Origin of the sequence: Chitinophaga sp. Hz27 (genome assembly GCF_042263525.1) — a bacterium.
Lineage (GTDB): Bacteria > Bacteroidota > Bacteroidia > Chitinophagales > Chitinophagaceae > Chitinophaga.
The window spans coordinates 468,912-481,931 of sequence record NZ_JBHKFJ010000003.1; the positions used below are offsets into that span (position 1 = coordinate 468,912).

Genomic DNA, 13,020 nt, shown 5'->3' on the forward strand with positions numbered 1-13,020 from the left:
TAGAGACGGCCTTTACGCAATAATATTATTAAAGCTAAAAAGGTGCATCTTCCATACCGTCATCAAAGTCCATATCATTCATTTTGGACCCTTTCTGGATGTAGAGTTTTGCTTCGTCGTTGCCGCCGCCGCCGCCATGTTGCTGGCGCATGCCAGCGAATGGGTTGCCACCGCCTGGGTTTTCGAGAGATCCATCATCTTCGAAACGCTGGAATTCCAGTACTGCTCTTAACTTGATGGTATCGAGCTGACCATTACGGTGTTTGGCTATACGAACGTGGGTTTCACCCTTGTTGGATTCACCCATTTCATTGGTATTGATTTCGTAGTATTCAGGACGGTAGAGGAACATTACCATGTCAGCATCCTGCTCAATCGCTCCGGATTCACGGAGGTCACTCAGCTGCGGCATTTTGTTTCCGTCTTTACGTTTTTCCACGTCTCGGGAGAGCTGTGACAGTGCGATAACCGGCACTTGCAACTCTTTTGCGAGTCCTTTCAGATCTCGGGAGATTTTGGAAATTTCCTGTTCACGGTTGCTTCCTCGTCCATCACCACTGCCGCTCATAAGCTGCAGGTAGTCGATGATGATTACACCGACGCCATGGTTATGCACGAGGCGTCTACACTTGGCGCGGAGTTCGAAGATATTGAGTGCGGGTGTGTCGTCAATGAAGATAGGTGCTTTTGCCAGGCGTTCGATACCATGGGTCATCAGCTTTTTCATTTCATATTCTTCCAGCTTACCGCGGGAGATTTTCTCCAGTTTGATTTCCGATTCTGCGGAGAGAATACGTTGTACGATCTGTCCGGAGGACATCTCCAAAGAGAATACTGCAGCTCCTTTCGGGAAGCGCGGGTGCAGGGCGGCATTACGGGCCAGGTTCAATGCAAACGCTGTTTTACCAACGGAAGGACGTGCCGCGATGATGATCAGGTCAGTAGATTGCCAGCCATAGGTAACCTTATCGAGTGATGGGAATCCGGAAGGAACACCGGTTATATCATCACCTTTATTACGAAGGTCTTCGATACGTTTCATCGTGTTCACGAGTACGCGGTCGATGGAATCGTAGTTTTTACGAAGGTGGTTGTTGGTAATCTCAAAGAGTTTTGATTCGGCACTGTCTAGCAGGTCGAATACGTCCGCAGTATCCTCATAAGATTCTGTGAGAATTTCACCGGAGATACGGATCAATTCCCGCTGAATAAATTTCTGCAGGATAATACGGGCATGGGCTTCGATATTTGCTGAGGAAACAACCGCGTTGGTGAGTTTCATCACGGTAAAGGGACCGCCAACGGCTTCAAGAGAGCCCATGGAGCGGAGTTCTTCCGTAACAGTCAGAATATCTACCGGCATTGATTTGGCCGCCAGCCGGGTCATAGCGGAAAATATGAGCTGGTGTGCTTCTACGTAAAAACATTCTCCCTTCAATATCTCTACAACAACGTCGAATGCACCTTTTTCCAGCATGATGGCTCCCAAAACAGCTTCTTCCAGTTCCTTAGCCTGTGGCGGTACTTTCCCGTACACTAAGGACGACACCTCAATGGACGATTTTCTTCGCACATTGCGGTCTTTCTTGAGATTGAGATCCATTTATGGTCAGCGTATTAAAAAAAGTTAATAAAAGGTTACTGTCAATGGGCTTTTCCTGGTGTTTTACAATTGACTGGTTGCATTATTCCCGCATTCCGAAGCTTTTGCTACTTTAAGAAATTGTAAATTTTTTCGAGCCGAGCAAACTAAGGTAATGGCATTTTTTCATTTATCATTAGTACTGCAAGGATTATATTTATTAAGCTCCCCTAACAGGTTATTGACATGCCATATGCCAGTTTTCCACAGACACAAACCAGTTTTCCACACAAAACTAGGAAATTCCCGAGCAAAGGTCTGATTATTCACACACATTTGTGAAAAAAGATTATCCACATCATTTAAATTTTTGCGGAATCCTGCGAGTATCAGGTATTTAGATATTTTTCGGGAGATGCCCACCGGATCCTCTCCCTGCTCAAACACTATCCCCCAGCGGAATACAGCGTTTTATCCCGCTCATTCACACTGCCTTCCGAGAAAATATCGCCATAGACGAGAAACTCAGCGAGAATCCTTTAACTTTACGGTTCATATATAATAAACCGAGCAGACATAAAATGACGATTTCATACAACTGGCTATGTGAATATTTACCGGTGAAGCCTACGCCGCAGGAGTTGTCCACCATTTTAACACGTATAGGCCTTGAGGTAGAAAGCCTCGAACAATTTGAAGCTGTAAAAGGGAGTCTCGCCGGACTGGTGATTGGAGAAGTACTTACAGCTGAAAAACACCCTAATGCTGATAAACTGCGCCTCACAACCGTAAATATCGGTGCTGAAGCCCCGCTGCATATCGTTTGTGGCGCCCCAAATGTAGCCGTAGGACAAAAAGTAGTAGTTGCCCCTATTGGCGCAACCATCTACCCAGTTGATGGCGAACCGATAACAATGAAAAAAGCAAAAATCCGCGGAGAAGAATCTGAAGGAATGATTTGCGCAGAGGATGAAATCGGACTAGGAAAAAGCCATGATGGTATTATGGTCCTCGACCCATCACTGGTACCAGGAACTCCTGCCAGTGAGCTCTTCAAACCTCAACAGGACTGGATCTATGAAATTGGATTGACACCAAACCGTATGGACGCGATGAGTCATATCGGTGTTGCCAAAGACGTATGTGCATTCCTCAATAACCTGGAACATACCCATAAATATAAAGTACAGCTGCCTGTATTTACTTTACCTGCAGCCAGTGGTAATCCGCTGCCAATCAGCGTAACCATCGAAAATACCGATGGATGCCCACGTTACTCCGGTGTCAGCATCACCAACGTGAAAGTAGGCCCTTCTCCTGAATGGCTGAAAAACCACCTGGAAGCCATCGGCGTAAGATCTATCAACAACATTGTAGATATCACCAACTTCGTACTGCATGAAACAGGTCAGCCGCTGCATGCATTTGATGCCAATGCGGTGAAAGGCAATGCTGTAGTGGTTAAAACCCTGGCACAGGATACGCCTTTCGTTACCCTCGATGGTAAAGAAAGAAAACTGGATGCTACTGACCTGATGATCTGCAATGGCGCCGGCGAAGGCATGTGCATTGCGGGCGTATTTGGTGGCGAGCATTCAGGTGTTACCGACAATACAACAAATATTTTCCTGGAGAGTGCTTTCTTCAATGCTGGCATGATCCGAACTACATCTTTCCGTCATGGCCTGCGCACCGACGCTGCCACCCGTTTCGAGAAAGGTGTGGATATCTCCAATATCATCTTCGCATTGGAACGCGCTGCAGCCCTCATCTGTGAGCTGGGTGGCGGCCAGATTGCTTCTGCAATAGTAGATGTTTACCCAACTGTAAAACGCAAAACAGAGGTAGAAACTACCTATGCTTATGTGCGTAGACTCAGTGGCAGCAACTACAGCGCCGATAAGATCAAAACTATTCTTGTCAGCCTGGGCTTCGATATCATCGCGGAAACATCTGAAAGTCTGCGCGTAGCAGTACCTTTCAGCAAACCAGATATCAGTCTGCCTGCCGACCTGGTAGAAGAAGTAATGCGTATCGATGGTCTTGATAACATTGAGATTCCATCCCATGTTACTATTTCTCCTGCCTTATCTTCCCAACCGGATGCAGAAAAAGTGAAAGAGAAAGTGGCTGATTATCTGGCAGGTAATGGTTTCAATGAAATCTTCACCAACTCTATTACTAACAGTAAATACTATACGCCGGAAGTACTGGAAACAGCGGTAAAAATGATGAACAGTCTGACCATAGAGCTGGACATCATGCGTCCATCTATGCTGGAATCTGGACTGGAAGCAATAGGATATAACCTAAACCGTAAGAATGAAAATCTGTTATTCTTCGAGTTTGGTAAAACATATCTGGCAAAAGAGGGTAAATACTTCGAGAATAATCATCTCTGCATGTATCTTACTGGCCAGCAAACCACAGAAACCTGGATGCATAAATCCCGTCCTGTGGACTTTTATTTCCTGAAAGGATACGTTATCAACATTTTAAACCAATTGGGTTATAAAAATTTGGTATGGCAGGAAAGTGAGAGCGGCCTGAACCCTTGTTGGGAGATAAAGGTTAAGAATCAAGTAGTTGTGACGCTTGGAGGGGTACCAGCACAGAAGCTGAAACAGTTTGATATTAAGCAATCGGTATGGTTTGCAGATTTTAACTGGGATAAAATGCTGGGACTCTTGCAAAAAAGTGATAACTTTTACAAAGAAATACCTCGTTTCCCGGCAGTTCGCCGCGACTTGGCATTAGTACTGGACAGGCAAGTGAAGTTTGCCGCTGTAGAATCAGCAGCAAAAGCAGTAAAATCATCACTGTTACAGGAAATAAATCTGTTCGACGTGTTCGAGAGCGAAAAGTTGGGGGCAAATAAGAAATCTTACGCCGTTAGCTTCACCTTCCTGGATGCCCAGAAAACCCTCACTGACAAAGAGATTGACAGTGTGATGGACAAACTGGTGAAAAACTTCCAGACACAGTTACAGGCTGAAATCAGAAAATAATTTAGAAGTAAATAAATGGTTCTCGAGCAATACATACAACGCATTGAAGAGAAACTGCATCTGCTGCTAAAAAAAATGCAGCAGGTGCAGGCCGAAAATGTGTCTTTGCGAGAGGAACTAAATACAAAACAGCAGCAAATTCAAGAGCAACAGGGGAGTATCCAGAGCCTGGAGGAGAAACTGCAAATGGTTAAAATTGCAGCCACCGCCCAGGGTTCTAATCCACTGGCAGAAAATGATGAGGCGTTCCGTAAGGAAATCAAAGGCAAGATCAATGATTATATCAAAGAAATTGACCGTTGTATAGCCTTGTTGAACGCATGATAATGTTACCAGACCAGATATAAATAAATATCCATGGAACAGCTCATTCCTATCAATATAATTGTGGCCGACCGTTCTTACCGTATCAAGATAAAGCCGGAAGAAGAAGAGGAAGTACGTCGCATTATGAAAGAAGTGAATGAGAAAATTGTTGATTTTAAAGCCGCTTACGCAGGAAAAGATCTCCAGGATTATATCGCTATGGCCCTCATCATGTATGCAACTCACCCCGTAACGAGCGGAGGCAAGGCACAGGCCAATACCGCCCCATTTTTACAGGAAAAGCTTGAAAAGCTCGAAGAACTAATCAACCAGGCGCTCGGATAACACGTTAGGCCTTGCTAAGCAACAGATTAGCTAAGCAGCTAATAATCACGTATTAAACACGCTTTTACTCCTATTTTTTTGTATTTTCGCGGGTCAGTTCTCGCCCCTGCAGCTTTTTATCAGTTGCCTGGGTAAGAGGATTCTACATAAATCAAGTTTAAAGAATTCATATGGATGTTACAACTATAATAATAGCAATAGCGGCTATAATAATAGGGATTGGGCTTGGAAAAGTGATTTTTGCTAAAAACACGCAACAAAAAATCGACGAGGCAGAACAGCAAGCTAAAAAAATTATCAGTGACGCTGAAACCACTGGTGAAAACATAAAAAAAGATAAACTGCTGGAAGCTAAGGAGAAATACCTTCAGATGAAGAGTGAACACGAAAAAGATGTGTTGCAGCGTAACCAGAAAATCCTGGAATCAGAAAACAGGATTAAGCAAAAAGAACAAAGCCTCAACCAGAAAAATGAGCACATTCAGAAACAAATCAATGAGAATGATGCTATTAAAGATGGCCTGAACCGCCAGATGGAACTGGTTACCATCAAACGTACAGAACTGGAAAAACACCAGGAAGAACATATCCGTCGCCTTGAAAAAGTAGCCGGACTTACTGCTGAAGAAGCTAAACACCAACTGGTAGAAAGCCTGAAAGAAGAAGCCCGTTCACAAGCACTGGCACATATTCAGGAGATTATCGAAGATGCTAAAACCAAGGCTAACAAAGAAGCCAAAAAGATTATCATCCAGTCTATCCAGCGTACTGCTGCTGAACAGACTATCGAAAATACCATCACTGTATTCACCCTGGAAAGTGATGAAATCAAAGGCCAGATCATTGGTCGTGAAGGTCGTAATATCCGTGCTATTGAAGCAGCTACCGGTGTTGACCTTATCGTAGATGATACCCCTGAAGCAATCGTACTCTCTTCCTTCGATCCATTGCGTCGTGAAATTGCACGTCTGTCCCTGCAACGCCTCGTTCAGGACGGTCGTATCCACCCTGCTCGTATCGAAGAAGTAGTAGAAAAAACCAAGAAACAACTGGAAGAACAGGTTATGGATATCGGTGAAAGAACCGTTATCGAACTGGGTATCCATGGTTTACATAAAGAACTGGTTCGTCTCGTAGGTAAAATGCGTTTCCGCTCTTCCTATGGTCAGAACCTTCTTATGCACTCTAAGGAGACAGCAAATCTTTGTGCGGTAATGGCTGCAGAACTGGGCCTCAATCCTAAACTGGCTAAACGCGCCGGTCTGCTCCATGATATTGGTAAAGTGCCAGATGAAGAAACAGAACTGAGCCACGCCCTGTTAGGTGCCAAACTGGCTGAGAAATATGGTGAACATGCTGCTGTTGTAAATGCGATCGGCGCTCACCACGATGAGATGGAAATGCAATATGTTATTTCCCCTATCGTTCAGGCTTGTGATGCGATCTCGGGTGCACGCCCAGGCGCACGCCGCGAAATCATGCAGAGCTACCTGCAACGTATTAAAGACCTGGAAAACCTCGCCCTCTCTCATGATGGTGTGGAAAAAGCATACGCAATCCAGGCAGGCCGTGAACTGCGCGTAATCGTTGAAAGTGAAAAAGTAACCGACAACGATGCTGACCGCCTCTCCTTTGAAATCGCCAATAAAATACAAACAGAAATGCAGTATCCTGGCCAGATCAAAGTAACCGTTATCCGCGAAAAAAGAGCGGTGAACGTTGCGAGATAGTTCATGTAAGAAATTTAGAAAATAAGTTTTTAGAGATTATATTGAGACCTTCGGCAGTCGCCGAAGGTCTCTTTTTTTATTCCAGAAACTCTAAACGCTCACTTGACGTTATGAAGAAATCCATGTTTAAATTCATCCTGGGAGCCTGCATCCTCCTGGGCTCCAGCCAAACATTCGCTCAAAAGGCCGTATCTCTCTTCAATGGCAAAAATCTTGACGGCTGGAAAATCTATGGTACTGAAAAATGGTATGTGGACAATGGTGAACTTATCTGCGAATCCGGGCCAGACAAAGAATACGGCTACCTGGGCACCGATAAGGAATACAAAAACTTTGAACTGACGGTAGTATTCAAACAGGAAGCTGATGGTAACAGTGGCGTATTCTTCCACTCATCCTTTGAAGGCACCAAAGTAACCGGATGGCAGGCAGAAGTAGCGCCTCCTAATATGCATACCGGCGGTATCTACGAATCTTATGGCCGCGGATGGCTCATCAAGCCTGATGCTGACAAAGAAAAGTACCTGAAAATGGGTGAATGGAATACCATGAAAGTACGTGTACAAGGCGACAACGTTACCACCTGGCTCAATGGTCATGAAATGATACAACTGAAAGACGAAAAAATCGGTACCGCCAATGGCCAGATAGCCTTACAGATTCACGCAGGCGGCGGTATTAAGGTAAGATGGAAAAGCGTTAAATTGGTACCATTGAAATCATAATGACGTATCAAGACAAAGTAATACTAATCACAGGCGCCAGCTCCGGCATTGGAAAGGAGCTGGCGTTGCTGCTTGCCAGCGAGAAAGCCCGCATTATCCTGGCCGCCCGCAACGAGGCCAAACTCCTCGAAGTACAAGCTCAATGCCTTTCCCTAACGCCTCATTGCCACATTGTACTGATGGACGTCACCGACGAAAAACAGGTACAGGAAGGAGCCGCCAAAGCCATAGCCATCCATGGCCGCATCGATGTGCTGATCAATAATGCAGGCGTTACACAACGCTCCAAACTGATCGATACATCGCCAACGGCTATACGTAAACTCATGGAAGTCAATTTCTTCGGCCCCATGATGCTAACAACGGCTTTACTTCCTCAATTTAAAGCCCTAGGACAAGGACAAATCGTTGTTATCAGCAGTTTGGCCGGCCTCTTTGGTTATCCCTGGCGCTCCGGTTACAATGCCGCCAAACATGCGCTGCAAGGCTACTTCGAAACGTTACAGACAGAACAACCCATACCCGGACTGGCAACCACCATCATTAGTCCAGGCCGCATTCATACAGACATCACCTATTCTGCAATTACCGGCAACGGCGACACTTATGGTGTGATGGACCCCGGCCAGGCGCACGGCATCCCTGTAGACGCTTGCGCCAGAAAGATCGTAAGCACCATGCGTAAGAAGAAAAAGATGGTGATCATTGCACGCTTTGAAAGAGTGTTGTTATGGACAAAACGATATTTTCCCCCATTATTTTATTTTATTGCCCGGAAAGGCAATTAACTTGCGTTTGAATTTATTACTCCCGTTCTTCGGAAGCAATTCGCAGGCAGGAAAATAAGAATGAAGTAAATACTATGCTGGAAAGTACACAAACCACCAACGCTAGTTTGCAGGAGCTGCTGGCACAAAATCCTTTATTTGTTTTTGCATTGGAGTCAGAAGCGAAAGGAGAATTTGATAATGTAGATGCACTGTTTGTAGGCATCGGGAAAGTAAATGCGGCCTATCATCTCACCAAAAGAATTGCTAACAACAGACCTGGCATTATTGTGAATCTTGGCTCTGCTGGCAGTAACTCTTTTCACCGTGGAGAAGTAATATGCTGCACCCGATTCATTCAACGTGATATGGACGTTACGCCGTTAGGATTTGCCAAATATGAAACACCACTGGCAAACATCCCGGTAGTGCTGGAATACGGCATCACTGCAGCGCATTTACCACAAGGTACCTGCGGCACCGGCGATAGCTTTGAAATTGGCCATACCACCGACTTATACAATGTTATCGACATGGAAGCCTATCCATTGGCGCTGATCGCACAACAGGAAAATATTCCTTTCCTCTGCTTAAAATATATTTCTGACGGAGCTGATGGCGCCGCAGCAGACGACTGGTCCGTTGCAGTACATCTGGCCGCCGCTAAACTGAAAGAAGTCATATCAGCATTATAATTGCTGATATGACTTCTCCATAAGCATCTTTATAAAATAAATTATTCTGATTTCAGACTCTTCACCGGATGTTGTGAGGCTGCGTTTAAAGCCTGATAACTCACTGCTAATAAGGTCAGCACCAGTGTTGTCATTGCAGAAGCACCAAACATCCACCAGTCAAGCGAAATCCTGTAACTATACTGTTGCAGCCAGTGATGCATGGCATACCAGCCGATTACGAATGCTACAGGTATAGCCAGTAATACCAACCGCACAAAATCTCCCGATAATAAACGCCACAAGTTAAATACAGTAGCCCCCAACACTTTACGTACACCAATCTCTTTGGTGCGTTGCTCTGCAATGTAAGAAGCCATACCAAACAAGCCTATACAGCTGATAAAAACAGCCAGACAAGAGAAAATGCCTACTAACTTACCAAAACGGTTTTCAGCGCCAAATTTGGCGTTATAATCCTGATCTACAAACTGGTAGTCAAACGGATCGTTAGGAGCAGCTGCTGAAAATACCGACTCCATTTTCTTAAGCGCAGTACTCACGCCCACAGCAGGATTTAATCTTACCAAAATTCTTGTTCCCTGTTCTTTAGTAACATGATAAAACGCAGGGCGTGTAGGTTCAAATGGTGATTCGGCCACTACATCCTGTACGATGCCAATGACATGATATGGTTCGTTATCCCATGTAACTTTTGCACCTATAGGATTTTTAAGTGCCATATATTTTGCGGCGGCTTCATTTATTACAAATCCCGATGAATCGCTGGCAAAATCTCTTGAAAAATCTCTACCTGCTATAAACTTCCAACCAATGGTATGGCCATATTCAAATGATACTGGTTCACTGGGAAAATCAAGCGCAACACTCATATCCCTACCTTCCCAATTAAAACCACTATTCGTATTCCATACTGACGTTACAGGGCTCCATGATTCTGCCATATCCAATGCTACATTGGACTCCAGCAGTTGCTGTCTCACCGCATCAAAATGATCATGAATGGCAGATGAATAAGAAGGTATGATAACCAATCCATGTTGTTCATAACCAACAGGTCTTTCTGTACCGAGTTTTACCTGTCTGTATACTACAATGGTGGCTATCAATAACACCATGGCTACAGTAAATTGCGTTATCAGTAATATGCGCCGAGGCATGACCGCGCCTTTGGCAGTGCGGAATGTACCTTTCAGGACTTTCACCGGGCGGAAAGATGACAGGTAGAAAGCTGGATAACTGCCAGCCATCAATGCAATCATCACACAAAAAACCATTACCACTGCCCAGAAAGCTACGCTGCTCCAGGGCATATGCATTTCTTTTTCGGCAATATTGTTAAAAAGAGGTAATACTTGTTGCACTACCAGTATGGATAATACCATTGCCAAAGCAGCCATGATCAAGGATTCCGTAAAAAACTGTGCTATTAACTGGAAGCGTTGAGATCCGACGGCTTTGCGGATACCAACTTCTTTTGCACGTTTCTCTGATCTGGCAGTGCTCAGGTTCATAAAGTTGATACATGCCAGCAAGAGGATAAACAGACCACTTACACCTAGCAACCATAAATACTGGATTTGCCCGCCGCTATTGATACCATTGGTGAACTTATTATACAGGTGCCATTTAGCCATAGGATGCAGGAATAATTGCGGATGAAATGTTTTTTCATTCTCTCTGATGTGGTTTAGCTTAACATCTTTTATTGCTTGAGAAACCTGCTCCATACTGGTATTATCAGCAATTTGCACCAGCACACGATAAGAGTTGGATCGCCATGGATTCTCTCTTTCTGATAAGTGTTGCATGCTTGCATACTGCTGCCATGGCATGATAAATTTCACAGCTCCAAATTCACTGTTGACAGGGAAGTCGGGATAAGTACCAATAACAGTAACGGACCTGCCTCCATCCGCTATTAAGGTTTTGTTGATAGGGCTTTCATTACCAAAACAGGCTTTAGCCTCTGATGCAGACAGCAGGATACTGTTAGGATCTGAAAGTTTATTACTGCCTGAAACGGCCAACTGTAGCATATCTGGCAGTCCTTGTTCACAATAGATACCGTTGGCGCTTACATTATTTTTTGCTCTTGATAATACGACGGTTTGCCCCCAGGTACACAGAGCCACTTGTTTGAAGTGATTGCCGAAATCACTGCGGAGTGTGGATGCTACCGGAAATGGCATATTATTTCCTACGCCAATATTGCCATTGGCATTTGTTTGCTGGTAAACCTGGGCAATTTGTTTATAGTTGGAAAATTGTTTGTTGAAATCCCATTCATCGCTTATCCACAGGCCAATCAGCAAGACAGTGATTATACCGGATGTCAATCCGACAATATTTATAATTGAATAGGTTTTATTTTTAAGCAGATTACGGATAGCTATTTTGAAATAGTTCTTTAGCATAAGCTTAGGTCATTTGCCAGGGTTATACCTAAAAGTACACCAAAATACTAAAATGTTGTGGGATAAGGGTTTGAGGAGATTGTCTCTGTGCAATATGTCCTAATTCGGACAGTTTCCTGTTCATTTATGAAGATAAAAAAAGCCGGTCTCTACTGATTAGAGACCGGCTAGTATCATTATTTCTTATTGTCTTCGTGATTATTGTCGTCATCATCTTCTTCCTCATCATCATCTTCTTCGTCCTCATCATCTACTTCATCGTCGTCGTCATCATCATCTTCATCATCAAAGTCCTCTTCGTCTTCTTCATCGTCTTCCTCCTCATCGTCATTATCTTCTTCATCATCGCGATAAGTTTCATCGTCTGGTTCTGCATCTTCGTCTTCAGCGGCACCGGAACGTTCTTCCGTTTCTTCAGCAGCATGGAGGAAGCTGTCGAAATTGATGATTTCATCATCGGGTTCGGCTTCTTCATCTTCCGAGGCGGGGAGTGTTTCGTGTTCTTCTTCCATGAGGTTGAAGTCGGAATGTTCCGCTGCTGGTGGAGTTGGAGTATTAGGAGGAGTAGGTATTGTTGATGGAATTTCTGGTGTTTCTGGTGCAGGAGGAGTAGTTGCCAGTTCATCCAGCTGATGGTCAGGATCGAGTAATTCACCTTCTTCTGAAACCATCATGGTATGGCCATTTTCGCCGACTTCGTCTGGCGTAGTTTCTTCCGTGTAGTCGTTAGTGTTAGATAGCTGTTCCTGGCGAACATCATCTCTACCGATGGTAGCGGTTTCGTCTGTGATGAGGGTGGGCTGTACCATTTCCTCATCGAAGAGTTCTTTCAGCTTTGGCAGATCAGCAGGAGAGTTGATACCGAAGTAGTCCATGAAGCTTCTGGAAACAGTGTATAACAGTGGTTTTCCGGGTAGGTCTTCGCTACGGCCGGAGATAACGATCAGTTCTTTTTCCAGGAGTTTTTGGATGGAGTAATCTGTACTAACACCACGAATATATTCTATTTCGCCTTTGGAGATTGGCTGGCGGTATGCGATGATGGCCAGTGTTTCCAGAGCGGCTGTTGAGAGTCGTTTGAGGAATTTGTCGCCATTGAGTTGGGCAACGGTTTGGTAATAATCTCTTTTAGTCAGGAACTGAAATCCTCCGCCACTACTTCTTACTTCGAATGCGTAAAATTCTGAGCTATATTTTTCTCTGATAGCTTCAATGGCGGCTTCCACCTGGTCGGCGGTTGCGCGATCTTCGAGGAAGGCCAGTGCATTATTTAATAAATCCAATATCTCCAGCATAGGCAAAGGCCTGTCGGCAGCAAAAATGAGTGCTTCCACATGCGGGATGATCTGAGAAATTTCCATAAAATAAAAAAGCTGGAGAGGATTTATAAAAAAGGTCAAAGACCGAAAATACAGTCTTTGACCCTATTCTGAAAATATTATTAT

At 44.4% G+C, this 13,020-nt stretch carries 10 protein-coding genes; 7 read left to right on the forward strand and 3 right to left on the reverse strand.

Annotated elements, in window-relative coordinates:
• Positions 1-34: 34 nt before the first annotated feature.
• Positions 35-1,603 carry a replicative DNA helicase gene (gene dnaB, locus ACE38W_RS08720; RefSeq protein ID WP_375830125.1) on the reverse strand — a complete coding sequence of 523 codons (1,569 nt, stop codon included), beginning with the start codon at positions 1,601-1,603 and terminating at the stop codon, positions 35-37.
• 560 nt (positions 1,604-2,163) lie between these two features.
• On the opposite strand from dnaB, the gene pheT reads away from it, so the two are divergent.
• The 7 genes from pheT (at position 2,164) to ACE38W_RS08755 (ending at position 9,158) form a co-directional block, all read left to right on the forward strand.
• Positions 2,164-4,590, forward strand: a complete 2,427-nt coding sequence (gene pheT, locus ACE38W_RS08725) for a phenylalanine--tRNA ligase subunit beta (RefSeq protein ID WP_375830127.1) — start codon at positions 2,164-2,166, stop codon at positions 4,588-4,590.
• A gap of 15 nt (positions 4,591-4,605) precedes the next feature.
• The gene (locus tag ACE38W_RS08730; RefSeq protein WP_375830129.1) at positions 4,606-4,914 is read left to right on the forward strand and encodes a hypothetical protein; all 309 of its coding nucleotides are present in this window, start codon (positions 4,606-4,608) and stop codon (positions 4,912-4,914) included.
• 33 nt (positions 4,915-4,947) lie between these two features.
• On the forward strand, positions 4,948-5,241 hold the full coding sequence (locus ACE38W_RS08735) for a cell division protein ZapA (RefSeq protein WP_167015302.1): 294 nt from the start codon (positions 4,948-4,950) through the stop codon (positions 5,239-5,241).
• 170 nt (positions 5,242-5,411) lie between these two features.
• A complete protein-coding gene (rny, locus tag ACE38W_RS08740) occupies positions 5,412-6,971 on the forward strand; it encodes a ribonuclease Y (protein WP_375830131.1) in 1,560 nt (519 codons plus the stop codon).
• Between the two features lie 110 nt (positions 6,972-7,081).
• Positions 7,082-7,696 (forward strand): DUF1080 domain-containing protein, encoded by a 615-nt coding sequence (locus ACE38W_RS08745; protein ID WP_375830132.1) that lies wholly within the window; start codon positions 7,082-7,084, stop codon positions 7,694-7,696.
• Entirely contained in the window at positions 7,696-8,484 is a 789-nt protein-coding gene (locus ACE38W_RS08750) for an SDR family oxidoreductase (protein WP_375830133.1), read from the forward strand. The genes ACE38W_RS08745 and ACE38W_RS08750 overlap by 1 nt, the downstream gene beginning before the upstream one ends.
• Before the next feature lie 74 nt (positions 8,485-8,558).
• Positions 8,559-9,158 carry a hypothetical protein gene (locus ACE38W_RS08755; RefSeq protein ID WP_375830135.1) on the forward strand — a complete coding sequence of 200 codons (600 nt, stop codon included), beginning with the start codon at positions 8,559-8,561 and terminating at the stop codon, positions 9,156-9,158.
• A gap of 41 nt (positions 9,159-9,199) precedes the next feature.
• Here the strand turns inward: ACE38W_RS08755 and ACE38W_RS08760 are convergent, their stop codons facing one another.
• Both ACE38W_RS08760 and scpB read right to left on the reverse strand, forming a co-directional pair.
• Positions 9,200-11,575 (reverse strand): ABC transporter permease, encoded by a 2,376-nt coding sequence (locus ACE38W_RS08760; RefSeq protein ID WP_375830137.1) that lies wholly within the window; start codon positions 11,573-11,575, stop codon positions 9,200-9,202.
• A 176-nt stretch (positions 11,576-11,751) separates the two neighbouring features.
• Positions 11,752-12,936 carry an SMC-Scp complex subunit ScpB gene (gene scpB, locus ACE38W_RS08765; RefSeq protein WP_375830139.1) on the reverse strand — a complete coding sequence of 395 codons (1,185 nt, stop codon included), beginning with the start codon at positions 12,934-12,936 and terminating at the stop codon, positions 11,752-11,754.
• Positions 12,937-13,020 lie beyond the last annotated feature (84 nt).

Excerpts from the sequence above, each read along its gene's own strand:
- dnaB (WP_375830125.1), bottom strand. The coding sequence starts at position 1,603 with ATGGATCTCAATCTCAAGAAAGACCGCAATGTGCGAAGAAAATCGTCC.
- ACE38W_RS08760 (WP_375830137.1), bottom strand. The coding sequence starts at position 11,575 with ATGCTAAAGAACTATTTCAAAATAGCTATCCGTAATCTGCTTAAAAAT.
- ACE38W_RS08735 (WP_167015302.1), top strand. The coding sequence starts at position 4,948 with ATGGAACAGCTCATTCCTATCAATATAATTGTGGCCGACCGTTCTTAC.
- pheT (WP_375830127.1), top strand. The coding sequence starts at position 2,164 with ATGACGATTTCATACAACTGGCTATGTGAATATTTACCGGTGAAGCCT.
- ACE38W_RS08730 (WP_375830129.1), top strand. The coding sequence starts at position 4,606 with ATGGTTCTCGAGCAATACATACAACGCATTGAAGAGAAACTGCATCTG.
- ACE38W_RS08755 (WP_375830135.1), top strand. The coding sequence starts at position 8,559 with ATGCTGGAAAGTACACAAACCACCAACGCTAGTTTGCAGGAGCTGCTG.
- ACE38W_RS08745 (WP_375830132.1), top strand. The coding sequence starts at position 7,082 with ATGAAGAAATCCATGTTTAAATTCATCCTGGGAGCCTGCATCCTCCTG.
- ACE38W_RS08750 (WP_375830133.1), top strand. The coding sequence starts at position 7,696 with ATGACGTATCAAGACAAAGTAATACTAATCACAGGCGCCAGCTCCGGC.
- rny (WP_375830131.1), top strand. The coding sequence starts at position 5,412 with ATGGATGTTACAACTATAATAATAGCAATAGCGGCTATAATAATAGGG.
- scpB (WP_375830139.1), bottom strand. The coding sequence starts at position 12,936 with ATGGAAATTTCTCAGATCATCCCGCATGTGGAAGCACTCATTTTTGCT.